The 23,259-nt window shown below is 67.1% G+C and carries 19 protein-coding genes; 12 read left to right on the top strand and 7 right to left on the bottom strand.

Annotated features, from left to right (window positions below):
* Nucleotides 1–21: 21 nt before the first annotated feature.
* Nucleotides 22–2,208: a GAF domain-containing protein gene (locus ACETII_RS10020; protein WP_472787919.1), complete on the top strand. Its 2,187-nt coding sequence runs from the start codon at nucleotides 22–24 to the stop codon at nucleotides 2,206–2,208.
* Nucleotides 2,205–2,807 (top strand): biliverdin-producing heme oxygenase, encoded by a 603-nt coding sequence (locus ACETII_RS10015; protein ID WP_472787918.1) that lies wholly within the window; start codon nucleotides 2,205–2,207, stop codon nucleotides 2,805–2,807. Before ACETII_RS10020 ends, ACETII_RS10015 begins: the two co-directional genes overlap by 4 nt.
* Here the strand turns inward: ACETII_RS10015 and ACETII_RS10010 are convergent, their stop codons facing one another.
* Nucleotides 2,808–3,725, bottom strand: coding sequence for a cobalamin B12-binding domain-containing protein (locus ACETII_RS10010; protein WP_363351146.1), 918 nt, complete (start codon nucleotides 3,723–3,725; stop codon nucleotides 2,808–2,810). It abuts the gene before it with no gap.
* Between the two features lie 342 nt (nucleotides 3,726–4,067).
* On the opposite strand from ACETII_RS10010, the gene ACETII_RS10005 reads away from it, so the two are divergent.
* A complete protein-coding gene (locus ACETII_RS10005; RefSeq protein ID WP_472787917.1) occupies nucleotides 4,068–5,579 on the top strand; it encodes an alpha/beta hydrolase in 1,512 nt (503 codons plus the stop codon).
* Here ACETII_RS10005 and ACETII_RS10000 read toward each other — a convergent pair.
* Genes ACETII_RS10000 through ppsR form a run of 6 tightly spaced genes read right to left on the bottom strand, consistent with a single transcriptional unit; the run spans nucleotide 5,486 to nucleotide 11,324 of the window.
* On the bottom strand, nucleotides 5,486–5,857 hold the full coding sequence (locus ACETII_RS10000; protein WP_363351142.1) for a hypothetical protein: 372 nt from the start codon (nucleotides 5,855–5,857) through the stop codon (nucleotides 5,486–5,488). The two genes, ACETII_RS10005 and ACETII_RS10000, sit on opposite strands and share 94 nt — an antisense overlap.
* The gene (locus ACETII_RS09995) at nucleotides 5,854–6,387 is read right to left on the bottom strand and encodes a TspO/MBR family protein (RefSeq protein WP_472787916.1); all 534 of its coding nucleotides are present in this window, start codon (nucleotides 6,385–6,387) and stop codon (nucleotides 5,854–5,856) included. Before ACETII_RS09995 ends, ACETII_RS10000 begins: the two co-directional genes overlap by 4 nt.
* Entirely contained in the window at nucleotides 6,384–7,568 is a 1,185-nt protein-coding gene (locus ACETII_RS09990) for a geranylgeranyl diphosphate reductase (protein ID WP_472787915.1), read from the bottom strand. Before ACETII_RS09990 ends, ACETII_RS09995 begins: the two co-directional genes overlap by 4 nt.
* Before the next feature lie 12 nt (nucleotides 7,569–7,580).
* Nucleotides 7,581–8,906: a BCD family MFS transporter gene (locus ACETII_RS09985; protein WP_472787914.1), complete on the bottom strand. Its 1,326-nt coding sequence runs from the start codon at nucleotides 8,904–8,906 to the stop codon at nucleotides 7,581–7,583.
* A 29-nt stretch (nucleotides 8,907–8,935) separates the two neighbouring features.
* Nucleotides 8,936–9,838 (bottom strand): chlorophyll synthase ChlG, encoded by a 903-nt coding sequence (gene chlG, locus ACETII_RS09980; protein ID WP_472788147.1) that lies wholly within the window; start codon nucleotides 9,836–9,838, stop codon nucleotides 8,936–8,938.
* A gap of 46 nt (nucleotides 9,839–9,884) precedes the next feature.
* The gene (gene ppsR, locus ACETII_RS09975) at nucleotides 9,885–11,324 is read right to left on the bottom strand and encodes a transcriptional regulator PpsR (protein ID WP_472787913.1); all 1,440 of its coding nucleotides are present in this window, start codon (nucleotides 11,322–11,324) and stop codon (nucleotides 9,885–9,887) included.
* 465 nt (nucleotides 11,325–11,789) lie between these two features.
* Between ppsR and bchF the strand changes: the two genes are divergently transcribed.
* Genes bchF through puhB form a run of 9 tightly spaced genes read left to right on the top strand, consistent with a single transcriptional unit; the run spans nucleotide 11,790 to nucleotide 23,241 of the window.
* Nucleotides 11,790–12,296 carry a 2-vinyl bacteriochlorophyllide hydratase gene (gene bchF / locus ACETII_RS09970; protein WP_363351130.1) on the top strand — a complete coding sequence of 169 codons (507 nt, stop codon included), beginning with the start codon at nucleotides 11,790–11,792 and terminating at the stop codon, nucleotides 12,294–12,296.
* Nucleotides 12,293–13,582 (top strand): ferredoxin:protochlorophyllide reductase (ATP-dependent) subunit N, encoded by a 1,290-nt coding sequence (locus ACETII_RS09965; RefSeq protein ID WP_472787912.1) that lies wholly within the window; start codon nucleotides 12,293–12,295, stop codon nucleotides 13,580–13,582. The genes bchF and ACETII_RS09965 overlap by 4 nt, the downstream gene beginning before the upstream one ends.
* A gap of 3 nt (nucleotides 13,583–13,585) precedes the next feature.
* Nucleotides 13,586–15,109, top strand: a complete 1,524-nt coding sequence (gene bchB / locus ACETII_RS09960) for a ferredoxin:protochlorophyllide reductase (ATP-dependent) subunit B (RefSeq protein ID WP_472787911.1) — start codon at nucleotides 13,586–13,588, stop codon at nucleotides 15,107–15,109.
* Nucleotides 15,081–18,812, top strand: a complete 3,732-nt coding sequence (locus tag ACETII_RS09955) for a magnesium chelatase subunit H (RefSeq protein ID WP_472787910.1) — start codon at nucleotides 15,081–15,083, stop codon at nucleotides 18,810–18,812. Before bchB ends, ACETII_RS09955 begins: the two co-directional genes overlap by 29 nt.
* Nucleotides 18,809–19,690 (top strand): ferredoxin:protochlorophyllide reductase (ATP-dependent) iron-sulfur ATP-binding protein, encoded by an 882-nt coding sequence (bchL, locus tag ACETII_RS09950; RefSeq protein ID WP_363351122.1) that lies wholly within the window; start codon nucleotides 18,809–18,811, stop codon nucleotides 19,688–19,690. Before ACETII_RS09955 ends, bchL begins: the two co-directional genes overlap by 4 nt.
* Complete coding sequence (gene bchM / locus ACETII_RS09945; RefSeq protein ID WP_472787909.1) at nucleotides 19,690–20,388, top strand: magnesium protoporphyrin IX methyltransferase; 699 nt, start codon at nucleotides 19,690–19,692, stop codon at nucleotides 20,386–20,388. Before bchL ends, bchM begins: the two co-directional genes overlap by 1 nt.
* The gene (locus ACETII_RS09940) at nucleotides 20,385–21,821 is read left to right on the top strand and encodes an MFS transporter (RefSeq protein WP_472787908.1); all 1,437 of its coding nucleotides are present in this window, start codon (nucleotides 20,385–20,387) and stop codon (nucleotides 21,819–21,821) included. The genes bchM and ACETII_RS09940 overlap by 4 nt, the downstream gene beginning before the upstream one ends.
* On the top strand, nucleotides 21,818–22,585 hold the full coding sequence (gene puhA / locus ACETII_RS09935; protein WP_472787907.1) for a photosynthetic reaction center subunit H: 768 nt from the start codon (nucleotides 21,818–21,820) through the stop codon (nucleotides 22,583–22,585). Before ACETII_RS09940 ends, puhA begins: the two co-directional genes overlap by 4 nt.
* Nucleotides 22,582–23,241, top strand: coding sequence for a photosynthetic complex putative assembly protein PuhB (gene puhB / locus ACETII_RS09930; RefSeq protein ID WP_472787906.1), 660 nt, complete (start codon nucleotides 22,582–22,584; stop codon nucleotides 23,239–23,241). The genes puhA and puhB overlap by 4 nt, the downstream gene beginning before the upstream one ends.
* The last annotated feature ends 18 nt before the right edge of the window (nucleotides 23,242–23,259 follow it).

Below are 23,259 nucleotides of genomic sequence, written 5' to 3'. Positions count from 1 at the left end.
GACCAAAGGGTAGCTTACGCCGTGACGCTCGACCCTTCCGCTTCGCCTGCCTTCGGGACGGCCACCCTCTCGAATTGCGAACGCGAGCAGATCCACCTCGCGGGCTCCATCCAGCCCCATGGCGCATTGCTCACCTTGTGCGCGGCGGACGGCCGCATCATGCAAGAGAGCGCCAACGCGGCGTCCTTTCTCAAAATGTCGGCTCCGCTGAAGGGCCTGCGCCTACGCGATCTCGGCGGCGATCTGTGGACGCAAATCGAGGGTCTCGTCACGCAGCCGGCCTCGTCCATCCCCTTCGCGCTGCGCTGCTTCGCGGGCGCCGGCGGCGCGCCGCTCAATGCGCTTTTGCACAAGGCGCCGAGCGGCGAGTGGGTTGTCGAATTGGAACGCGCCGGCCCGATTGTCGATTACACCAAAGCGATCGATCGCGGCGTCGACACGATCCTGACGTCGGCGAGTCTGCGCGGCCTTTGCGACGTCAGCGCCGCGATGTTTCGAGACCTTGCCGGCTATGACCGCGTCATGGTCTATCGTTTCGACGAAGAAGGGCATGGCGAGGTTTTCGCCGAAACCAGACGGCCGGAACTCGAGGCGTTCCTCGGCAACCGTTACCCGGCCTCCGACATTCCGCAGATCGCGCGCCGCCTTTATGAACGCAATCGGGTGCGTCTCCTCGCCGACGTCGACTACACGCCCGCCCCGCTCGAACCCCGTCTCTCGCCGGCGACCGGCGAGGAGCTCGACATGTCGCTGTGCTTCCTGCGCAGCGCTTCGCCGATCCACATCCAATATCTCAAAAATATGGGCGTCGCCGCCACTCTGGTCGTCTCGCTGATGGTCGCCGGCAAACTCTGGGGGCTGATCTCCTGTCATCATTACGCGCCCCGATTGCTCCCTTTCGAGATGCGGGCCGTGTGCGAATTGCTCGCCGAAGTGATCGGCACGCGGATCGCGGCGCTCGAAAGCTTCGCGCAGGGACAGGCCGAACTCGCGGTGCGCCGGCTCGAACAGCGCATGATTCAAAGCGTGTGCCGGGACGGCGATTGGCGCGGCGCACTGTTCGACAGCGCCCATGCGCTGCTGCTGCCGCTCAATGCGACAGGCGCGGCGCTGCTTTTCGAAGGCAAAATGCGCATGATCGGCGAGGCGCCGGGAACCGAACAGATCAGCGAGCTCGGCCGCTGGCTGGCGCCGCGGTTGGCGGACGGCGTCTTTGCGACCTCGGCGCTCGCGGCGGAGGCGCCGCAGTTCGCGCCGCTGGCCGGCGTGGCGAGCGGCGTCGCCGCGACGCGTATCTCCAGCGAGCCGGACGAGATGCTGATCTGGTTTCGAAAGGAGCGAATCCGCACCGTCACCTGGGGCGGCAATCCCTTCAAGCCGCCTTCGGACAGCGACGATCCGAGCGAATTGTCGCCACGCCGCTCCTTTGCGCAATGGCATCAGGTGGTGGAAGGCACGTCGGACGCCTGGTCCCCGGCCGATCGCGCCGCCGCGCGGCTGATCGGCGAAAGCGTCACCGACGTCGTCATGCAGTTTCGCGCGCTGCGCATCCTGATTGCGAAGGATCAGCTCGACCATGTGCTGCGACAGGTCCATTCGGCCGATCAGCAGATCATCGTCGCCGGCACGGACGGCCATGTTCTCGAAGCCAATCGCGCGCTCAACGATCTGCTCGGCGCGTCGGGCCCGATCAAGAGTCTCGACGACTTGCCCGGTTTTTTCGTCGACTCGGCGGCGGTCGCGCGAAGCCTCGCCGCTCTGCGCGAGACGGGCGCGCCCTGGCGCGGCGAAGCTTTGCTCATGACGGCGTCAGGAGAGACGCTGCCCGTCGCAGTGCGCGGCGATCCGGTGCTCGCGTCGCGCGACCGCGTGCTCGGCTATGTCGTGCTATTTACGGATTTGACCGAGCGGAAAGCAGCCAATATGGCGCGCGAGCGCTTCCGCCACAGCGTCATGCTGAGCCAGCGCCGCTTGATGGGCCGAATCGATTCGCGTTCGGCGCTCGCTGTGGAAGGCCTGATGTCGCGCATCATCGACAATGCGCAATTGGCGGCTTTGGAAATCGCCGACGGGCTGGACACCGCCGGCATCCCCGACACATTGGAGAGCGTACGCGCCTCGGTGGCGCGCGCCGCGGAAGTGCTCGAGCAGATCTCCCGCGCGGCAAAGCAAGGGGAGCGCGCACGCGGCGCGCCAAAAGCGCCATGAGGGTCGGGCGCCTGCGGGAGCGGCTGCGCGCTGCGACTTCCGCATCGCATGAGCGGCTGCATCGCCATCCGGGCCTCGCGGCGGCCGCGAGCGGCGCGATCGACCTTAGCGGCTACCGGGCGTTGCTGATGCGGCTTTATGGCTTTCATCGCCCCGTCGACGCCGGCATGGGCGCCCATACATGGTTGACGGATGAAACGCCGCGGTCGCGTCTGCTCGAGAGCGATCTCCAAGCGCTCGGCGTCACGCGCGATCAACAGGACGTCTTGCCGCGCTGCGCCACGCTGCCGCTCTTGACAGATGACGCGCAAGCGCTCGGCGCGCTTTACGTTGTCGAAGGCTCGGCCCTGGGGGGCGCCGCCATCGCCCGCGCGGTCGCGCCTGTGCTGGCGCCGCTCGAGGGCGACGGCTGCCGGTTTTTTTCAAATGACAGCGGCAAGCGGCGCGGCTGGCCGCAGCTTCTCGTCCGACTCGAGTCGCTGTCCGGCGAGTCGCAGGAGCAGGCGACGATCGACGCGGCCGTTGCTACATTTCTTGCGTTTGAAGCCTGGATGAAAGACTGGGGGCCAAAAACGGATGCGCGTCCTTTGTGCGTCTGACTATGCAGGCGGCTGACCGTCGTCACGCGGCCTGGCGGCGGCGTTGTGCGCCGCGGGGCGACTGTGATGACGCGCATGCTTCGTGGGCTGGCGCAGCAATAGTCTCCGCGCCAGCAAGCTTGCGCTCGCCGCGTCGCTCGCCATCGCGTCTGCCCCCACCTGCGCGACGAGATTGGGCTGGGCGCGAAACAGCGGCCCGCCGACGAGTACGGCGATCGCCGGATTGACCGACGCGGCCCGCCCCGACTGAATGGCGCGGCACAAGGTCTCGAGGCCGGCTTCGGCGCTCAATGAAAAGCCCAGAACCGCGAACCACTCGCCTGCCACGGCGTCGGCGACGTCATGGGCCTCGACGCCCTTTTGCAGGTCCACGTCCCAGCAGGCCTGACGCATGAAACACGCGACCATGTCGAGGCCAAAGATATGACTTTCTCCCGCGAGGGCGCATAACAAGACGCGATGGCCCTCGGCAAACGTCGATTCACAAACGCCGCTGAAAGCGCACAACATCTTCTGAAGGCGCGCAACGCCAATGGTGACGTCGACGAAGCTGCACAGATCTTCCTCCCACAGAGCGCCGAGATGACGCGCGGTCTCGGCCATCAGCCCAAGGTACAACGCTTCCTCGGAGCGTCCGCATGCGCGCATTTTATCGAGGAACCGATCCGCCGCAGTCATGTCGTCTTTGATCAGGATCGCGCCGAATTCCGAGATTTCAGCGCATGAGAAAGCGCGTTCCGCGTCCTTCGCCGAAAGCTCGTGGTGGAGCATGTGCAGGCGCGGGACGATGTCGTCGAAAATGACTGAAGCAAGGCGCTCCGGGTTCGGGCCCGGGCGGCTCGCAAAAAGCTTCGCAAGCTCCCCGCACGTCGATGCGTCTAAATGCTCGCCCACTTCCAATTCGCCACGGCTGCTCATCGATGGCCTCCCGGCTGCGCATAACGGCGTAATGCGCCGTTGGCGCGACGCCAATGGTTCGCCGGCCTCTCTATCTATGGCCATAGGGCGACTCTCGCCCCTCTCGTCGAGGCGTCGCTTCAGGCGCCGGCGTTTCCTGTATTGTTTTTTTGGGTGTTTCAGACTTGTCTAATTGCTTGGGATTTAGCGGTTTCGCTCCCACGCTGAGATTGAACCTCACAAAAAGCCAATAGTAAAGCTGAATTGACGGAGGCTGCGCGGTCAAGGCAAGCTGTGTCATGCAGCGCAGACAGTCGCGGCTCCAAGTACGCTTTAAGAATCCGCTCACTAAGGAGCCGCGCCGTGGCAGGCCTGCGCAATTTTTTTTTGGTTCTCTCATCCCTCGCCGTCGCTGTCGCGCTGATTGAGCTGGGCGGCCAACAAAGTGGCCTCGTCGCGACCGTTGCGGATGTTCAGGGCGTTCCCGTCACGGTTTTGCAGAAGTCAAATCATGCGCCCGCCCCGGCCGTTGTGATCGCGCATGGTTTTTCAGGCTCGCAGCAATTGATGGCGCCGCTCGCGACAACCCTGGCGCAAAACGGCTATGTGGCAGTGACCTTCGACTTTTCCGGCCATGGCCGCAATGCGCGCCCGCTCTCCGGGGGGATCGGCGACGCCGCGAAATCGACCGAGGTTCTCGTCGCCGACGTCGACAGGGTCGTCGCCTATGCGCGCGCCCTTGCCGGGGCGGACGGTCGCGTTGCGCTTGCGGGCCACTCGATGGCGACAGACGTCATCGTGCGCGCCGCCCGGCGCGATGCGACAATCGCGGCGGTCGTGGCGTTGTCGTTCTTTGCGCGCGAGGTTACGCCCGAGAGTCCCAAGAATCTATTGATCGTCGACGGCGCTTGGGAATCGCAACGGCTGATCGACGTCGGCGCGGACGTCGTCTCCGCTACGGCGGGAGGTCCCGCGCAGCCGGGCGTCACCTACGGGGATGTCGCCAGAGGCGCGGGGCGACGGCTGGCGCTGGCGCGCGGCGCCGAACATATCGGCGTGCTCTATAGTTACGACGCCCATGCCGAGACGCTCGCCTGGCTCAATTCGGTCTTCGGCCGCAGCGAAGCGGGCTTTATCGATCGGCGCGGACTCTGGCTCGCGCTGCTCTTCGGCGGCCTGATTGCGCTGGCGCGCCCGCTTGCCGCCCTGCTGCCCGCCTTGGCGCCGGCGCCGCTCGGCGCGGGCCTTCCCTGGCGCCGGCTCGCGCCGCGGGCGATTGCGCCGGCGCTGCTGACGCCCCTGCTGCTGTGGAAAGCGCCAACTGATTTCATGCCCATTCTGCTTGGCGATTATCTCACCGCTCATCTTGGACTTTACGGATTGCTGACCGCCGCCGGCATATGGGCGACGCGCGTCTCGTCGCCGGTCGCGCCGGCGCGGCTATGGCCCGCAGTCGCTTGCAGCATTGCAGTGGCCGCCTATTACACGCTGGCCTTGGGCGTCCCGCTCGACGCCTATGTCGTATCCTTTGCGCCGACGATGCGCCGGCTGACGCTGCTTCCCGTCATCTTCGCCGGCTGCGCCGCGTATTTTCTCGCCGACGAGTGGCTCACGCGGGGCCAAGGCGCGGCGCGCGGCGGCTATGCGTTCAGCAAATTCTGTTTCGTCGCATCGCTCGCGCTCGCCGTCGCGCTCAACCCGCGCCGGCTGTTTTTCCTCGTCATCATCTCCATTGTCGTCGTCATTCTGCTGGCGGTCTATGGTCTCGTCGGCCACTGGGTTTACGCCCGCACGCGCGACCCCCTCCCCGGCGCGCTCGGCGCGGCTTTTGGCCTCGCCTGGGCGATCGCCGTCTGCTTCCCGATCGTCGATTGAGCAGCAGTCTCCGAAGAGGATCGCCAGCGCAGCCATAAATCGGCCAGATGCGACGCCAGTGCGAGAACGAGGCTCGCGGCGATGGCGAAGGTCGACGCGCCGGCGAGCGCGTTGCGCAAGGCGAGCAGCAAGAACGCGCCAGCGGAGAGCGTGCAGAGGAAGCCGAGCGGCTCGGGGCCGCTGACTCGCGACCAGCGAAGGCCGAGGACGCCGACGGCCTCCAACGCCACAAGCGCGAGAATGGCGTCGATGAAGCGGGGATCGACGACGAAACTCACGCGGCGCCTCCCGTCCCGCGACCGGCGCGCGGCCAGTGCGTGGCGAATGGCTTGTTGAGCTGCACCATTTTCCAGTTGAGAAAGCCTGCGAAGCTGACCCAGGCGAGATAGGGCGCGAGCAGCGCGCCGGCGACGGTCGAGATCGCGCCGACCGCGACGATGAGCGCCGCGATCGACAGCCACAGAAAGACGAGTTCGACGAGCGCCCAATCGGGCCGCCGCAGTTTGAAAAACAGCGGGCTCCAGGCGACGTTGAGCACGGCGTTGACGAGAAAGAGCGCGAGCAGCAGCGCCCGCGCGCGATCATCTGGCGCCTGTTCGAAGGCGAGCACGCCGCTCGTCGCGGTCAGAAGGAAAATCAAAGTCCAGGCCGGCGCGAAAATCCAGTTGGGCGGCCGCCAGGAGGGAAAGCGCAGGCTCTCGTACCACGCGCCGACTTCGGTCGCGAGACCGCCGAGCACGGCGACCAGTCCGACGATCACCGTCGCGACCGCCACGAGCGTCCACCGATCCGCGGCCCAGGTCGTCATGGCGACGCCAGCCTGAGCAGATGGGCGAGATCCTTGCAGAAGATGCGCACATGCGCCATCGGATCGCGGCGCACCAGCTCCTTGTTCATATAGGCCTCCCAGGTGAGGCGCTGGACGTCCGGGTCCTTGCACATGCTGACGAAGGCTTCGCGCAGCCGGTCGTTGCGATACCAGAAATACTGCATGATCCCGAGAATGAAGAAGACGCGGCCATGCGCCTTCATGAAGCGTTTTCGCGCCGTCGCCAGCGCTCTTGCGTCGCCGGTGCGCAAACAGTCGTCCGCGGCGTCGGCCGCGAGACGTCCGCCGAGCATGGCGTAATAAATGCCCTCGCCGGAGGCGGGCGCGACGACGCCGGCGGCGTCCCCCGCAAGAACCACGTCGCGGCCATTGTCCCAGCGCTTGAGCGGCTTCAGCGGAATGGGCGCGCCTTCGCGCCGCACGGTCGCGGTCGCAGCGAGCCCCGTGGCGTCCCGCAGCTCGCGCACGGACGTTTTGAGCGAGAATCCTTTATTGGCGCTCCCGGAGCCGACGCTCATCGTGTCGCCATGCGGGAAAATCCAGGCGTAGAAATCGGGCGACAAGGCCCCGCGATAATGGATTTCGCAGCGGTCGGGATCGCCGGACTCGGCCGGCGGCGTGGCGACGACCTCGTGATAGGCGAAGACGAAGCGCGTCTTGTCGGCGCCCGGCACTTCCTGCCGGCCAACTTGCGACAGCGCGCCATCGGCGCCGATGACGAGGCGCGCGCGCAGCGTCCGCGGCTCGGCTTCGCCTTTCACGCGGTAGCGCAGTTGCGCGACGCCTGCCTCGTCGCGGGCAATGCTTTCGTAATCGCCCGTGACGCGCACCGCGCCCGAAGCGGCGGCGCGTTCGCGCAGCCATTCGTCGAATTCGCAGCGGTCGACCATGCCGACGAAGCCGCCCTTGATGGGCATGTCGACGGCGACGCCTTTGGGCGAGATCATGCGCGCCGACGTGACGCGCGCCTTCAATAGTCGATCGGGCACGTTGAAGTCGCGGATCAGACGCGGCGGAATGGCGCCGCCGCAAGGCTTGATTCGTCCGGCCTTGTCGATCAGCGCGACGCTTCGGCCGCGCCGCGCGAGATCATGCGCGGCCGTTGCGCCCGCCGGGCCGCCGCCGACAACCGCCACATCGAAGACTGGCTCCTGCGTCATCGCGCGCTCCCCTCAAGATTTCGCCGTCGCGGCTTGCGCCGGCAGGCCGACGGCGCCGCGCGCCGCCTGCGGGCGGGCGACGCCGCCCGCGAGAACCGCCGAAACGACAAACAAAGCAGCTTCCGCGACAAAAACGATGGCGTAGGCCGTCAGCGGCGCGCCGACCGCGAGCTTGGCGAGGTCGACGAGGATCGTCGCAAAGACGCCGCCGCAACCGAAGGCGATGGCCTGCGCGGCGCCCCACAGGCCCATGCGGGTGCCTTCCCGCGCCTGGGCGCCGGAGCCGGCGAGCCCCATCATCGAGCCGATCGCCGCGACGGCGAAGGCGCCGTTGGCGACGCCAAGGGCGAAGACGGACGCGCGCAGCGCGAGCGCAAGGCCCGCATAACCGCTCGCGGCGACGGCGACGAGGGCGGCGCCCGACGCGAGGCAGCCGCCGACCGTCCACATCCGCAGCGAGCCCAGGCGCGGCCCGCCGATCGCCGTCGCCGCAAGGGCGACGCCAACCATGCCGAGCAGCACGCCGCCATGCTGCAGGCCGGCAAGCTTGGTTGTCGCGCCCGGCGTCATGCCGAAAACCACGCCCGCGAAAGGTTCGACCAGCAATTCCTGCATGCTGTAAGCGAGCATCGAGACGAAAATGAAGATCGTGAACTGGCGCGCCGCCGGCTCGCGCCACACTTGCGCGAAGGCCTCGCGGAACGGCGGCTTTCTATGCGCCGCGGCGGGCGCCGGCGCCTCGGTTTCGAGGCCGATTACGGCGAGCGTCGCAACGAGAAAAGCGATCGCGCAGACGACCGACGTCACGATGATCAGTCGTTGCTGTGAGAAGGGATCGAGAAAATGCCCGGCGAGCGGCGCGCTGACGGCGAAGCCGAGGATCATCATCACCCAGACGGTCGTCGCTGCGGCGGCGCGCCGCGCCGGCGCGACGCGCGTCGCGAGCATAGCGAGCGTCGAGGTTCCCGCCGCGCCGGCCCCGACGCCGACAAGGAGAAACGCAATGGCCGAGAGCGCAAGGCCCGCAAAGAGATGGGTCGCCGTGAGCACCGCGCCGAGCGCCGCGCCGACGCCGCCGAACGCCAGCGTGGCGACGCCGCCGATGATCCAGGGCGTGCGTCGGCCGCCGACGTCCGCGCCGTAACCCCAGGCCGGCCGCAGGATCTGGATGGCGTAATGCGAGGCGACGAGCAGGCCCGGCACGAAGGCGGGCAAGGCCAGCTCCACGACCATGACGCGATTGATCGTCGAGGTCATCAGCACGACGATCGCCCCGAGCGCGGTCTGGACGAGCCCCAGCCGGACGATGCCGGCCCAGCCGAGCGACGCTGCGTTCATCCTTTGCCTCCCTCTTCCAGTGCGTCCGTTCACATGCGCAGGGCGAATGCGGACAGCAGCATGCCGAGCACGTAAAGCGTCGTGCCGGTTGCGTTGTAGAAGGGCGCCTGCGCCCGCGGATCGCTGAGAAGGCGGCGCATCAGCACAAACTGGCCGAGGAGAAGCGCCGCGACGCCGGCGGCGTGCAGCGGCCGCCCCCATGAAACGAGCAGGGCGATCACCACAAGCTGAGGCGCCGCCATTACGACGCAGGCGAAACGCGCCGCTTCATTGACGCCGAGTTGAACAGGGAGCGACGCAACGCCCATGCGCGCATCCCCGTCGACCGACTTGAAGTCGTTGAGCGTCATGATGCCATGCGCCCCGATGCTGTAGAGCAAGGCGAGCGCGATCACGCGCCAGTCGGGAAGCGACGCCGCCATGACCGCTGCGCCCGTGAACCAGGGCAACCCCTCGTAGCAAAGCGCAACGGCGGAATTTCCCCACCAGCCGTTCTGTTTCAGGCGCAGCGGCGGGGCGCTGTAGACCCAGGCCAGAAACAGCCCCACCACAGCGGCCGCGAACACCCACTGTCCGAGCGTCGCTGCGACGACAAGCGAGAGCAGCGTCCAGACGCAGGCGATATAGAAGCCCCAGCGGCCGGGAACGCGGCCGGAGGGGATCGGCCGGTTCGGTTCATTGATGGCGTCGACGTCGCGATCGTACCAATCGTTCACCGCCTGGCTCGTCGCGCAGACGAGCGGTCCGGCGAGTATGACGCCCGCAACGATGAACGACCATCGGGAGAACGGAGAGACGCCCGAGGAAACGATGCCGCAGGCGAACGCCCACATCGGCGCAAACCAGGTAATCGGCTTCAAAAGCTCGAGAACGGCTGCTGGCTTCGGGGTCTCCATGCGTGGAGAGTATGCTTGACACTCTTTTCTGTCAATCTGCCTTTACACAACGGTCGCGGCACCCGCTGCTTGGGCTGCGAGGTCAGTCCACGCCGCCGGTCGCGTCGTCGAGGTCGCCCAGCCCGTAGCGCCGCAACTTGACGTAAAAGGCCTGGCGGCTCAGGCCAAGCATTTCTGCCGCCGAGGCGCGGTTGTCTTTGGTTAGGTCCAACGCCGCCTCTATACAGAGCCGCTCGATCAGATCCGTGGTCTCGCGCACCAGATTCTTGAGCGACACGCGCCCGACGAGATCGACGAATTGCTCGGCGGTGCGCGGCAGTTCGCGCCCGCCGAGCCGCTCTCGCCCGGGCCGCCAAGCGGCGGTGCGGATGCAAAAGCCGAGACAGCGCCGCGCGCCGTCAGAGACGTCGACGGCCGAAACTTCCACGTCTTCGGTCGTTCCATGCTCGCCGCGCGCCACTGTGGAGAAATTGCGCAAAACGCCATGGGTCTGCAGATTGGCGAAGAGGACGTCGACCTCGAGGCCCGGGCGGCCGATCCATTTCTCGATCGGCTCGCCGCGCACTCTCTCCTCGGACGCGACCTGCGCGAGGTCGACGAAAGCGGCGTTCGCCATCAAAATACGTCGGTCCTTGTCTGTCAGCGCAAAAGCGTCGGGCATGCGCTCGAGCACGAGCAGCGCGCCCGCCTTTTCGATCGAGAGCGCCGCGCCGCCGTGGATCCGCGACAGCGCGACGAGAATGGCGTTGGCGCCCTCCTGGCGGAACAAGGCGCCCGACAGCAGCAGCGCCTCATGGCTCTCCGCGAGGGCGGCGTGCACATTGTCGACACGCGGGGCGACGAGAAGCGCCGCCACGAAAGACTGGGCGACGCGGCGGCTCGCGTCATCGAACAAATCGGTAAATGAGCCGCCGACGAGTTTCTTGACAGGCTTGCCGAGCAGCGCCAGGGCGGCGGGATTGGCCTCGACGATGCGATGCGTCGAGGCGTCGAGGATGAGAATGGCCTCGGCGGCGAGTTGGAACAGCAGCCGGTAGCGCTTTTCGGCGCTTCGAATGCGGGCGTATTCGCGCTCCATTTCCTGCTGCGATTCGGCGACCCGCTGCTGCAGCGTCGCGAGCGCGCGCAAATCGCGGCCGAAGGCGACGAGCGGGCCGCCCGGATGGCTCCGCGTCGCCGCGTAATTCATCGGCAGATCGGCGGCGGTGTCGGGCGACGGGTGATTGACCTGTCGCCAGCGCGGCGGGGCGCCCTTCAACGCGTCGCGCAGCAGGGCCTCGACTTTCGGGCGGCTTTCCACCGTCACCGTCTCGATCCACGGCTTGCCGATCCAGTCCTTCGCCAGGGGAGAACCATTCGCGCCGATCGCGGCGTCGACAATGACGCCCTTTGAGTCCAGAACGAGCGTCACGTCGCTGGCGGCGGCGAGGAGAGCGCCGACGTTTTCCGCGGCCAGCCCGCTCAGACGCGCATCGGCGGCGGAAAAGCCGATCGGCACGGCGGGAGTCGCAGCGTCGCTCACAACCCTGATCTCTTTTTCTGAACGCTTCTGTCGACAGGACGGCGTGTCATCGCATGTTTGCAGGAGCAGCCAGACCTCACGTCATCCCCTTTTCGGATGGAGCCAAAGCAACATCTTGGCCAGAGGAAAGCCCGCAGGGTCGGAAACGGCGTCTTTCGCGCCGGTGACCGCAAGATACAACCTATCGCCGCGCCCATCATATCCGACTCTCGCTTGGCCGATCAAAGATTTGCGGTGCGCCTTAGGCGGCTTTGCCCAGCCTTTTTTTCAAGAGGATGGCCGGGGCGGAGCAACGTTCCGCTGCGACAGGATAGCGCATCCCAGGGAAAATGTCATAAATACTGAACGTCAATTTTAGTTGACACATTCCGCCGAGGCGCTTTAGGCTTTGTCCCTGGGTCGACCTGGTTGCGCCGCGCGCGCCAGGAACGCTCCTCGAAGAACGAGGCGGGGCGAGGAAACGGCATGAGCACTAACCGGCCGCCACAGTCCAAACCGCTTTACACGGCCGACGAGCGCCGCCGTCGCGACGAGACGGTCTGGACCCTCGTGCAGGCCGTCCTCGCCCCCGCGCAATTCGTCATTTTCCTCGTCAGCCTCGTCCTCGTGATCCGGTTCCTCTTGACCGGCGCGGGCGAAAGCGCGGCGACCCTGTCCGTGGTCGTCAAGACGATCGCGCTCTACGCCATCATGATCACCGGCTCGATCTGGGAGAAGGCCGTCTTCGGCCGCTATCTGTTCGCGCCGGCCTTCTTCTGGGAAGACGTGTTCAGCATGCTGGTGCTGGCGCTGCACACGGCCTATCTCGCGGCGCTCGCCTTCGGCTGGCTCGAGCCGCGCGGTCTGATGCTGCTCGCGCTCGCCGCCTATGCGACCTATGTCGTCAACGCCACGCAATTCCTCTTGAAGCTGCGCGCCGCGCGGCTCGACATGGCGGCGCGCGTCGAGACGCGGCTGGAGTGCGCGCCATGAACGCGCTCTCGCCGCTTCCCGCGATGGGCGCCGCCGGCTGCGAGGCGCGGCCGATCCTTCAGGAGCGCGGTCAGCGCGAAGTGTTCTGCGGCCTGACCGGCATCGTCTGGCTGCATCGCAAGATTCAGGGCGCGTTCTTTCTCGTCGTCGGCTCGCGCACCTGCGCGCATCTCATCCAGTCGGCCGCCGGCGTCATGATCTTCGCCGAGCCGCGCTTCGCCACGGCGATTCTCGAAGACCGCGACCTCGCCGGCGTCGCCGATATCGACGACGAACTCGACGCCGCCGTCGACCGGCTTCTCGCGCGCCGCCCCGACATCGAGCTTTTGTTTCTCGTCGGCTCCTGTCCCTCCGAGGTCATCAAGATCGATCTCTCGCGCGCCGCCGCGCGTCAGTCGAAGAAACATGCGCCGCGCGTGCGCGTCCTGAGCTATTCGGGCAGCGGCATAGAGACGACCTTCACGCAGGGCGAAGACGCCTGCCTCGCCGCGCTCGTTCCGACGCTGCCTCAGGAGGCGCCGCATGCGCCGCCGTCGCTCCTCGTCGTCGGCGCGCTCGCAGACGTTGTCGAAGACCAATTTGCCCGCCTTTTCGACGCGTTGGGCGTCGCGCCCGTGCGCTTCCTCCCCATGCGGCGCGCCGCCGATCTGCCCCCGGTCGGCCCCAACACGTCGATTCTTCTCGCCCAGCCCTATCTCGCCGACGCGGCGCATGCGCTCGAAGAGCGCGGCGCCCGCCGGATCGACGCGCCGTTCCCGCTCGGCGTCGAAGGCGCGACGCTGTGGCTGCGCGCAGCGGCCGTGGCTTTCGGCGTGACTGAAGAGCACTTCGACGCCGTCGTCGCGCCCGCGCGGGCCCGCGCCGAGCGCGCCATGCGCCACTATCGCGATACGCTCGCCGGCAAGCGCATCTTTCTCTTCCCCGACTCGCAGCTCGAACCGGCGCTGGCGCGTTTTCTGTCGCGCGAAATGGGCATGGAGATCGTCGAGATCGGCACGCCCTATCTGCATCGGCGCCACATGGCGAGCGAACTCGAGCTGCTGCCGCCCGGCGCGCCGATCGTCGAGGGGCAGCATGTCGAACAGCAGCTCGACCGCTGCCGCGCCGCGCGCCCCGATCTCGTCCTGTGCGGGCTTGGCCTCGCCAATCCGCTGGAGGCGGAAGGCTTCACGACGAAATGGTCGATCGAACTCCTGTTCTCGCCGATCCAGGGTTTCGATCAGGCCGGCGATCTGGCCGAGCTTTTCGCGCGGCCGCTGAACCGCCGCGCGCGGCTGGAGGTCTAGGCCATGCAGCTCACGCTCTGGACCTATGAAGGCCCGCCCCATATCGGCGCGATGCGCGTCGCGACCGCCATGCGCGGATTGCATTATGTGCTGCATGCGCCGCAGGGCGACACTTACGCCGATCTGCTCTTCACCATGATCGAGCGGCGCGGCGCCCGGCCGCCGGTGACCTATACGACGTTTCAGGCGCGCGATCTCGGGTCGGACACGGCCGAGTTGTTCAAGAGCGCGGCGCGCGAAGCCTATGAGCGTTTCTCCCCGGAGGCGATGATCGTCGGGGCCTCCTGCACGGCCGAGCTGCTGCAGGACGACCCCGGCGGTCTCGCCAAGGCGCTCGCGCTCCCCTGCCCCGTCATTCCACTCGAACTGCCCGCCTATCAAAAGAAAGAGAACTGGGGCGCGTCGGAAACCTTCTATCGGCTGGTGCGCGCGCTGGCCGGTCCGCGCCGCGAGCGTCCGCGTCGCGCGCGCCGAAGCTGCAACATTCTCGGCCCGACGGCGCTCGGCTTCCGCTGCCGCGACGACGTGCGCGAAATGGAAACGCTGCTCGCCGCGCTCGGGGTCGACGTCAATGTCGTCGCGCCGCTCGGCGCGAGCCCGAAAGATCTGACGCGACTGGGCGACGCCGATTTCAACGTCCTGCTCTATCCGGAGATTGCGCTCACGGCGGCGCAATGGCTGGAGCGGACGCATGGCCAGCCCTTCACCCGCGTCGTTCCGATCGGCGTCGGCGCGACGCGCGACTTCATCGCGGAGGTCGCGCGTCTCGCGGAAATCGATCCCGAGGCGGCGTCGCAGGTCGAGCCCTCGCGCCTGCCCTGGTATGCGCGTTCGGTCGATTCGACCTATCTGACCGGCAAGCGCGTCTTCATCTTCGGCGACGCGACCCACGCCATCGCCGCCGCGCGCATCGCGCGCGACGAACTCGGCTTCACCGTCGTCGGGCTCGGCTCCTATTCCCGGGAATTCGCCCGCGACATGCGCGAGGCGGCGGCGCGCTATGGCGTCGAGGCGCTCGTCACCGACGATTATCTGGAAGTCGAAGCGAAGGTTATGGAGCTGCAGCCGGAACTCGTGCTCGGCACGCAGATGGAGCGCCATATCGCCAAGCGCCTCGGCGTTCCTTGCGCGGTGATGTCGGCGCCGGCGCATGTGCAGGACTTCCCGGCGCGCTACTCGCCGCAAATGGGCTTCGAGGGCGCGAATGTGATCTTCGACTCATGGGTCCATCCGCTGATGATGGGCCTCGAAGAGCACCTTCTCGCCATGTTCCGCGACGACGCGGAATTTCACGACGGCGCCGCGCCGTCGCATCTCGGCGGAAAGCAGACGCCGCAGCCCGCCGCGCCCGTCGCAAGCGATATTGTCGTCGTCTGGGCGGCGGACGCCGAAAAGGAACTCAAGAAAGTGCCGTTCTTCGTGCGCGGCAAAGCGCGCCGCAATACGGAGAAATTCGCCGCCGAGCGCGGCCTCGAAACCATCACCGTCGAGACGCTCTATGACGCCAAAGCGTATTTCGCACGCTGAGTCGGCGGCCGTGAAGGTCGTTATCGTGACCATGGACACGCATGTGGCCACGGCGGTGGAGCGCGCCCGTCGCAAACTCGCGCAGGACATCCCTGGCCTTTCGCTCAGCGTTCACGCGGCGTCGGAATTCACCGCCAGTCCCAAGGCGCTCGAGGCGTGCCTCGCGGCGATCGCCGAAGGCGACGTCATCGTCAACGCCATGCTCTTCCTCGAAGAGCATTTCAAGCCCTTGCTCGCGGCGCTCACGGCGCGGCGCGAGCAGTGCGACGCGATGGTGACCATCATGTCGGCGGGCGAGGTCGCCAAGCTCACCCGCATGGGTCGTTTCGACATGAGCGCGCCCGCGTCGGGCCTGATGTCATTGCTCAAGCGCCTGCGCGGCAAGAAGGGCAAGGCCGAGGCGGCCGGCGCCAAGCAGATGAAGATGCTGCGGCGGCTGCCGAAGATCCTGCGCTTCATTCCCGGAACCGCGCAGGACGTGCGCGCCTATTTTCTCACGCTGCAATACTGGCTCGCCGGTTCCGACGAGAACATGGCCAATCTGGTGCGCTTTCTCGTCGACCGCTACGCCGACGGTCCGCGGCGCGGGTTGCGCGGCAAGCTCGATCCGGCGGCGCCGGTCGAATACCCTGAGACCGGCCTTTATCATCCCGACGCGCCCGGCCATGTCTGCGACAGCGTCGACCAATTGCCGACGCCGCCGGGCGGCGGCAAGGCGACGGTCGGCCTTCTCGTGCTGCGCTCCTATGTGCTCGCTGACAACGCCCGCCATTACGACGGCGTCATCGCCGCCATGGAGGCGCGCGGCCTCAGGGTGATTCCGGCTTACGCCACCGGCCTCGACGCGCGGCCGGCGATCGAAAAATATTTCATGCGCGACGGGCGCCCGGTCATCGACGCGCTCGTCTCGCTGATCGGCTTCTCTCTCGTGGGCGGCCCCGCCTACAATGACGCGAAAGCGGCCGAGGAAATGCTGGCGCGACTCGACGCCCCCTATATCGCCGCGCATCCGGTCGAGTTTCAGACGATGACGGACTGGCGCGCGTCCGACCGCGGCCTGTTGCCGGTCGAAGCGACGGTGATGGTGTCGATCCCGGAACTCGACGGCGCGACCGGCCCGATGGTGTTCGGCGGCCGTCCGCAGGGCGCGGGCTCCTGCGCCGCCTGCGCGCGCAACTGCGTCTTTCCCGAAAGCGACAGCGCCCGCGACATGCAGGCCTGCCTCGAACGCGCCGATATGCTGGCCGCGCGCGTCGAAAAGCTCGCCCTGCTGCGGCGCACGGCGCGCGCCGCGCGCAAGGTCGCGATCATTCTCTTCAATTTCCCGCCGAATTCGGGGGCGACCGGCACGGCCGCCTATCTATCCGTCTTCGAGTCGCTGCACCGCGTGCTGCACGAAATGCAGCGCAGCGGCTACGCCGTCGAGCCGCCGGCCACGGTCGAGGCCCTGCGCAAGGCGATCGTCGAGGGGAACGCCCAACGCTTCGGCGCGCAGGCCAATGTCCACGCCCGCGTGACGACCGATCAGCATGTCCGCCGCGAAAACTGGCTTGCGGAAATCGAGGCGCAATGGGGCCCGGCGCCCGGTCGGCAACAGAGCGACGGCGCGTCGATCCATATCTATGGCGAGCGCTTCGGCAATGTCTTCGTCGGCGTGCAGCCCGCCTTCGGCTACGAGGGCGATCCGATGCGCCTGCTGTTCGAGAAGGGATTCGCGCCGACGCACGCCTTCTCGGCCTTCTATCGCTGGCTGAAGGAAGATTTCGGCGCCGACGCCGTGCTGCATTTCGGCACGCATGGCGCGCTGGAGTTCATGCCGGGCAAGCAGACCGGACTGTCCGGCGCCTGCTGGCCGGATCGGCTCATCGGCGCGCTGCCGAATTTCTATCTCTACGCCTCCAACAATCCGTCTGAAGGCGTGCTCGCCAAGCGCCGGTCGGCGGCGACCCTGATCAGCTATTTGACGCCGCCTGTCGCCAGCGCCGGACTCTATCGCGGTCTCGTCGAGCTGAAATCCTCCATCGACCGCTGGCGCGGGCTCGATCCGGCCGAGGCGACGGAGCGGCGCGAGCTCGCCGAACTCATTCAGGCGCAGGCCGCCGCCGTCGATCTCGCGGCCGCAGAACCGCTCTGGGGCGGATCGGCCGCCGAACAGATCGCCAAGCTGGGCGAAGCGGTGCTCGAAATCGAATATTCGCTCATTCCGCATGGGCTGCATGTCGTCGGCGAGCCGCTCGCGCCGGACGCGCGGCGCGACATGCTGCGGGCCATGGCGGAGGCCGCGACGGGACCCGGCGTCGACGCTGATATGATCGACGCGCTGATGCAGGGCGCGGCGCCCGAAAGCCTGTCGTCCGACCCCGCGACCCGCGAGACGCTGACCGCGCTCGCGAGAGCCGACGCGCTGCTCGGCGAAGATCACGAGCTCGACGGCCTCATGCGCGCTCTCGACGCGCGCTTCGTGCGTCCGGCGCCCGGCGGCGACGTGCTGCGCACGCCCGACGTGTTGCCCACCGGCCGCAATCTGCACGGCTTCGATCCCTTCCATATTCCGAGCGCCTTCGCCGTTCGCGACGGCGCGCGCCAGGCCGCGCGTCTCCTGGAGCGCCATATGAACGACGGCGGGGCGCTGCCGGAAACAATCGCGCTCGTGCTGTGGGGCACGGACAATCTCAAATCCGAAGGCGGGCCAATCGCCCAGGCGCTTGCGCTCATCGGCGCCGAGCCGCGCTTCGACGGCTATGGCCGTCTCGCCGGCGCCGCGCTCGTGCCGTTGGAAAAGCTCGGCCGCCCGCGGATCGACGTCATGATTTCGCTTTCCGGCATATTCCGGGATCTGTTGCCGCTGCAGATCAGGCTGCTCGCGGAAGCCTGCCTGCTCGCGGCGTCGGCGGACGAGCCTGTTGACTGCAATTTCGTGCGCAAACATGCGCTCGCCTTCATCGCCGCGCATGGCGGCGACATGGAGACCGCGGCGCTGCGCGTCTTCGGCAACGCCGACGGCGCCTATGGCGCCAATGTCAACGCCATTATCGACGGCGGCGCCTGGGAGGACGAGGATCAGCTCGCCGAGGCCTATATGCGCCGCAAGGGATTCGCCTTCGGGGTCGCCGGCCGGCCGTTGCGTCAGAACGACGTGCTCGAGAGCGTGCTCGCCGGCGTCGATCTTGCCTATCAGAACCTCGACTCCGTCGAACTCGGCGTCACGACCATCGATCATTATTTCGACACGCTGGGCGGCGTCAGCCGCGCGGTCAAGCGCGCGAGGGGCGAGACGACGCCGGTTTACATCGGCGATCAAACGACGAGCGACGGCGTGGTGCGCACGCTCAACGAACAGGTGGCGCTCGAAACCCGCACGCGCGCGCTCAATCCGAAATGGTACGAAAGCATGCTCAAGCATGGCTATGAAGGCGTGCGCCATATCGAAACGCATGTCACGAACACGATGGGCTGGTCGGCGACGACCGGCCAGGTCGAGCCCTGGGTCTATCAGCGCCTCACTGAAACCTATGTGCTCGACGCGGACATGCGTCAGCGCCTCGCCGACCTCAACCCGACGTCGTCGGCGCGCATCGCCAATCGCCTGATCGAGGCGCATGAGCGCCACTACTGGACGCCCGATGAGGAGACGCTCGCGGCGCTTCAGCAGGCGAGCGAGGAGCTCGAAGACCGTCTCGAAGGCGTGGAGATTGCGGCATGAACATTCAAATCCGCAAGCCCGTCGAAACCGATTCCTTCCAGGTCGAGCTCGACCCCGATGTCTCGATCGGAACGGCGAAGGTGTTCGCGATCTACGGCAAGGGCGGCATCGGCAAGAGCACGACCTCGTCGAATCTCTCGGTCGCCTTCTCCAAGCTCGGCAAGCGCGTGCTGCAGATCGGCTGCGACCCGAAGCACGACTCGACCTTCACCCTCACCAAGCGCCTCGCGCCGACGGTCATCGACGCGCTCGAAAGCGTCAAGTTCCACTCCGAGGAATTGCGCGTCGAGGACTTCGTCGTCGAGGGCTATAATGGCGTCATGTGCGTCGAGGCCGGCGGGCCGCCGGCCGGAACGGGCTGCGGCGGCTATGTCGTCGGCCAGACGGTGAAGCTCCTCAAGGAACATCATCTGCTCGACGACTCCGACGTCGTGATTTTCGACGTGCTGGGCGACGTCGTTTGCGGCGGCTTCGCCTCCCCGCTCCAGCACGCCGGGCGCGCGCTGATCGTCACCGCCAATGATTTCGATTCGATTTTCGCGATGAACCGCATTGTCGCGGCGATCCGCGCCAAGTCGAAAAACTATGAGGTGCGGCTCGGCGGCGTGATCGCCAATCGCAGCGCCGGGACCAATGAGATCGACCGCTACAATGACGCGGTCGGCCTGAAGCGCGTCGCGCATTTTCCCGATCTCGACGTCATTCGCCGCAGCCGGCTCAAGAAGTCGACGCTTTTCGAAATGGAGCCCTCGCCCGAGCTCGAAGCCGTTCAGGCCGAGTATTTGCGTCTCGCGCAGGAGCTTTGGGACGGCTACGAGCCGCTCGACGCGACGCCGATGAAGGATCGCGATCTCTTCGAATTTCTGGGGTTCGACTGATGACGACGCCGAGCTATGTCGCAAGACGCGGTGAACTCGAAGCCTATTTCGACCGCACGGCCGTCGAGGCGTGGAAACGCCTGACTTCTGACGCCCCGGTCAATCGCATTCGCGCGACGGTGCGCGCCGGGCGCGACGCGATGCGCAACAGGTTATTGTCGTGGCTGCCGCAGGATCTTGCCGGCCTGCGTCTGCTCGACGCCGGCTGCGGCACGGGCGCGCTCGCCATTGAAGCGGCGCGTCGCGGGGCCGACGTCGTCGCCGTCGATCTTTCGCCGACGCTGATCGCGCTGGCGCGGGAGCGGGCGGGCGATCTCGGCCCCGGCCGCGTGGATTTCCTGGTCGGCGATTTTTCCGATCCCGCCCTCGGCCGCTTCGATCACGTCGTGGCGATGGACAGTCTCATTCATTACGATGGCGTCGACATCGCCCGCACGCTGGCGTCGCTCGCGCCGCGCGTCGACGGCTCGCTGGTTTTCACCATTGCGCCGCGCACGCCGGCGCTCTCCGTGATGCACGCGCTCGGCCAGTTGTTCCCGCGCGGCAACCGCTCCCCGGCGATCGCGCCGATCGCGCTTCCCGCGCTCGAGGCGCGGATGAAGGGTCATTCGACGCTCGACGCCTGGCGGATCGCCCAGTCGGAAAAGATCGTGAGCGGCTTTTATATTTCGCAGGCGGTGGAGGCGCGACCGGCATGAATCGCGCCAGCGCCGCCCTCGTCAAAGGCCTGATGCGCGTCGGGCCGGGCATCCTGCCCTTCGCCGACGCCGGCTCCGCCGAGCTGCCGATGCCGCGGCTGCTGCGACTGTCGCTGTTCCAAGTGACGGTGGGCATGGCGGCGGTGCTGCTGATCGGCACGCTCAACCGCGTGATGATCGTCGAACTCGGCGTGCCCTCCTGGCTCGTCGCGCTGATGCTGTCGCTGCCGCTGCTCTTCGCGCCCTTCCGCGCGCTGATCGGCTTCCGCTCCGACACGCATCGCTCGGCGCTCGGCTGGCGGCGCGTCCCCTACATCTGGTTCGGCACGCTGCTGCAATTCGGCGGCCTCGCCATCATGCCGTTTTCGCTGCTGATTCTTTCCGGCGACACGACGGGGCCGATCATCATCGGACAGGCGGCGGCGGCGCTCGCTTTCCTTCTCGTCGGCGCGGGGCTTCACACCGTGCAGACCGTCGGCCTCGCGCTCGCGACCGACCTCGCGCCGCCGCATCTGCGTCCGCGCGTCGTCGCGCTCCTTTGCGCGATGCTGCTCGTCGGCATGGGCGCGAGCGCCCTCGCCTTTGGCGCGCTGCTCGCTAATTTCAGCGCGATCCGGCTCATTCAGGTCGTGCAAGGCGCCGCCGTCGTCACCGTGGCGCTGAACTGCGTGGCGCTGTGGAAGCAGGAAGCGCGGGGCGAACTGCCGTCCGCCGAAGAAGTCGATTTCGGCGACGCCTGGCGACGCTTTGCACGGAGCGGCCGCGCGCGCCGCCGGCTGTTCGCAACGGCGCTCGGCACCGCCGGCTTCAGCATGCAGGACATTCTGCTCGAACCCTATGGCGGGCGCGTGCTGCATCTGCCTGTCGGCGCGACGACGGCGCTGACGGCGATGCTGGCGCTCGGCAGCGGCGTCGGGCTCACCGTGGCGGCGCGCTGGCTCACGCGCGGCGCCGACGCCCATCGCGTCGCCGGCGTCGGCGCCATCGTGGGCGTCATCGCCTTCTGCGCCGTCATCTTTGCCGCGCCGGCCGAATCCTCGACACTCTTCAGCGTCGGCGTCACTTTAATCGGCCTTGGCGGCGGCCTCTTCGCACATGGCACGCTCACGGCGTCGATGGAAGCGGCCGAGACGCAGGATCGCGGATTGGCGCTCGGCGCCTGGGGGGCGGCGCAGGCGACCGCGGCCGGCCTGGCGATCGCCGCGAGCGGACTGATCAATGACGCGGGCTCGGCGCTCGCGTCGCGCGGCGCCCTCGGTGAGGCGCTCGTCAGCCCCGCGACCGGTTACGCGATTGTCTATGTCGTCGAAATCTTCCTGCTCTTTGCAACGGTCGTCGCGATCGGCCCCCTGGTCCGCTTTGCGAAGCCGCAGGGGCGGAAGGACTACGACTTGGTTACTTCGCCCAGTTTCAACTCGGGAGTCACGCGATGATACGCGGAGCCATCACCAGCCATATCGACGTCGCGCAGGTCGTTCTCTACGCCTTCTGGATCTTCTTTGCGGGCCTGATCTTCTATCTGCGGCGGGAAGACCGTCGCGAGGGCTATCCGCTGGAGTCCGAAGTTCATGGCGCCGGGGATCGCGGCTTCCTGCTCATCCCCGATCCGAAGACCTTCGTGCGCGCCGACGGTTCGGTCGTGCTCGCGCCGAATTTCGCCCTGCATGACAGCCGCGCCGTGAACGCGGCCAAGGTCGCGCCCTTTCCTGGCGCGCCGCTGACGCCGGAGGGCGATCCGATGCGCGCGGAAGTCGGACCGGGCGCTTATGCGATGCGCGCCGACGCCACGGAGAAAACCTTCGAGGGCCACGATCTCCTCGCGCCGCTGCGTATCGCCACCAATTTCGCGATCGCCGGCGAAGGCCCGGATCCTGTCGGCATGGAGGTGGTGGCGGCGGACCGCGACGTCGTGGGCGTCGTCAAAGACGTCTGGATCGATCGGTCCGAGTGCATGCTGCGCTACTATGAAGTCGCGCTTTCCGGCGGGCGCGACGTGCTCCTGCCCTACGCCTTCGCCAATGTCGACGCCTCGAAGCGGCGCGTCAATGTGCAGGCGATCATCGGCGAACAATTCGCCAATGTTCCCACGACGCGCGAACCCAACAAGGTGACGAAGCTCGAAGAAGAAAAAATCGCCGCCTATTACGCGGCCGGCACGCTTTACGCCACACCCGCACGCACGGAGCCGCTGCTGTGAAAGCCGTCAATCTCGAAAAACTGCTGCCCGAGGACATTCCGCAAGGCGAGCGCATTCTCTGGCATGGGCGTCCAAACTGGTTCGCGCTCTTCCGCAGCGCCTATCGCGCCGATCTGGTCGCCGGCTATTTCCTTCTGCTCGCGGCATGGAACGCGGTCGACGCCGCCGCTGCGGGGGCGATCGCGTCGGCGATCGCCGTTGCGCGCGCGCTGGCGATCGGGTCGGCGGCTCTTGCGCTGCTGGCCCTGCTCGCCTGGGCAGCCGCCCGCACGGCGCTATTCGTCATCACCTCCCGCCGCGTCGTGATGAAAATCGGCGTCGCCCTGCAGGTGTTTTACAATCTGCCATTTACGCAGATCGAGAGCGCCGCACTGCGCGTCGACTCTGACGGCTCCGGGGACGTTGCGCTGCGGCTCGCGCCGGGCCAGCGCATCGGCTATCTGCATCTTTGGCCCTTCGCGCGGCCCTTCCGCTTTGCGGCGCCGGAGCCCTCGTTGCGGGGCCTCGCCCATGCGCAGCAGGTCGGCGACATCCTCGGACGCGCGCTCGTCGCCGCCGCCAATGCGCGCGGCGACGCTTTCACCACCGCCTCGGAGTCAAACGACGCGCGGGCTGCAAAGGCGCACGTCGCCGCTGGCGACGCCGTCGCGGCTTAAACCGTAGAGAAAGGCGCA

It is taken from the genome of Methylocystis sp. NC52PC (genome assembly GCF_055698645.1).
Note: the sequence above shows the minus strand (reverse complement) of the source record. Positions and strands in the feature narration are given on the sequence as shown.

What these genes read in the sequence shown, in the direction of transcription:
- ACETII_RS10010 (WP_363351146.1), bottom strand. Translation starts at nt 3,725, where the DNA reads ATGAGCAGCCGTGGCGAATTGGAAGTGGGCGAGCATTTAGACGCATCG.
- ACETII_RS09965 (WP_472787912.1), top strand. Translation starts at nt 12,293, where the DNA reads ATGAACGCGCTCTCGCCGCTTCCCGCGATGGGCGCCGCCGGCTGCGAG.
- ACETII_RS09985 (WP_472787914.1), bottom strand. Translation starts at nt 8,906, where the DNA reads ATGAACGCAGCGTCGCTCGGCTGGGCCGGCATCGTCCGGCTGGGGCTC.
- bchL (WP_363351122.1), top strand. Translation starts at nt 18,809, where the DNA reads ATGAACATTCAAATCCGCAAGCCCGTCGAAACCGATTCCTTCCAGGTC.
- ACETII_RS09995 (WP_472787916.1), bottom strand. Translation starts at nt 6,387, where the DNA reads ATGACGACCTGGGCCGCGGATCGGTGGACGCTCGTGGCGGTCGCGACG.
- bchM (WP_472787909.1), top strand. Translation starts at nt 19,690, where the DNA reads ATGACGACGCCGAGCTATGTCGCAAGACGCGGTGAACTCGAAGCCTAT.
- ACETII_RS09940 (WP_472787908.1), top strand. Translation starts at nt 20,385, where the DNA reads ATGAATCGCGCCAGCGCCGCCCTCGTCAAAGGCCTGATGCGCGTCGGG.
- ACETII_RS09955 (WP_472787910.1), top strand. Translation starts at nt 15,081, where the DNA reads ATGACGCCAAAGCGTATTTCGCACGCTGAGTCGGCGGCCGTGAAGGTC.
- ACETII_RS10015 (WP_472787918.1), top strand. Translation starts at nt 2,205, where the DNA reads ATGAGGGTCGGGCGCCTGCGGGAGCGGCTGCGCGCTGCGACTTCCGCA.
- bchB (WP_472787911.1), top strand. Translation starts at nt 13,586, where the DNA reads ATGCAGCTCACGCTCTGGACCTATGAAGGCCCGCCCCATATCGGCGCG.
- puhA (WP_472787907.1), top strand. Translation starts at nt 21,818, where the DNA reads ATGATACGCGGAGCCATCACCAGCCATATCGACGTCGCGCAGGTCGTT.
- ACETII_RS09990 (WP_472787915.1), bottom strand. Translation starts at nt 7,568, where the DNA reads ATGACGCAGGAGCCAGTCTTCGATGTGGCGGTTGTCGGCGGCGGCCCG.
- bchF (WP_363351130.1), top strand. Translation starts at nt 11,790, where the DNA reads ATGAGCACTAACCGGCCGCCACAGTCCAAACCGCTTTACACGGCCGAC.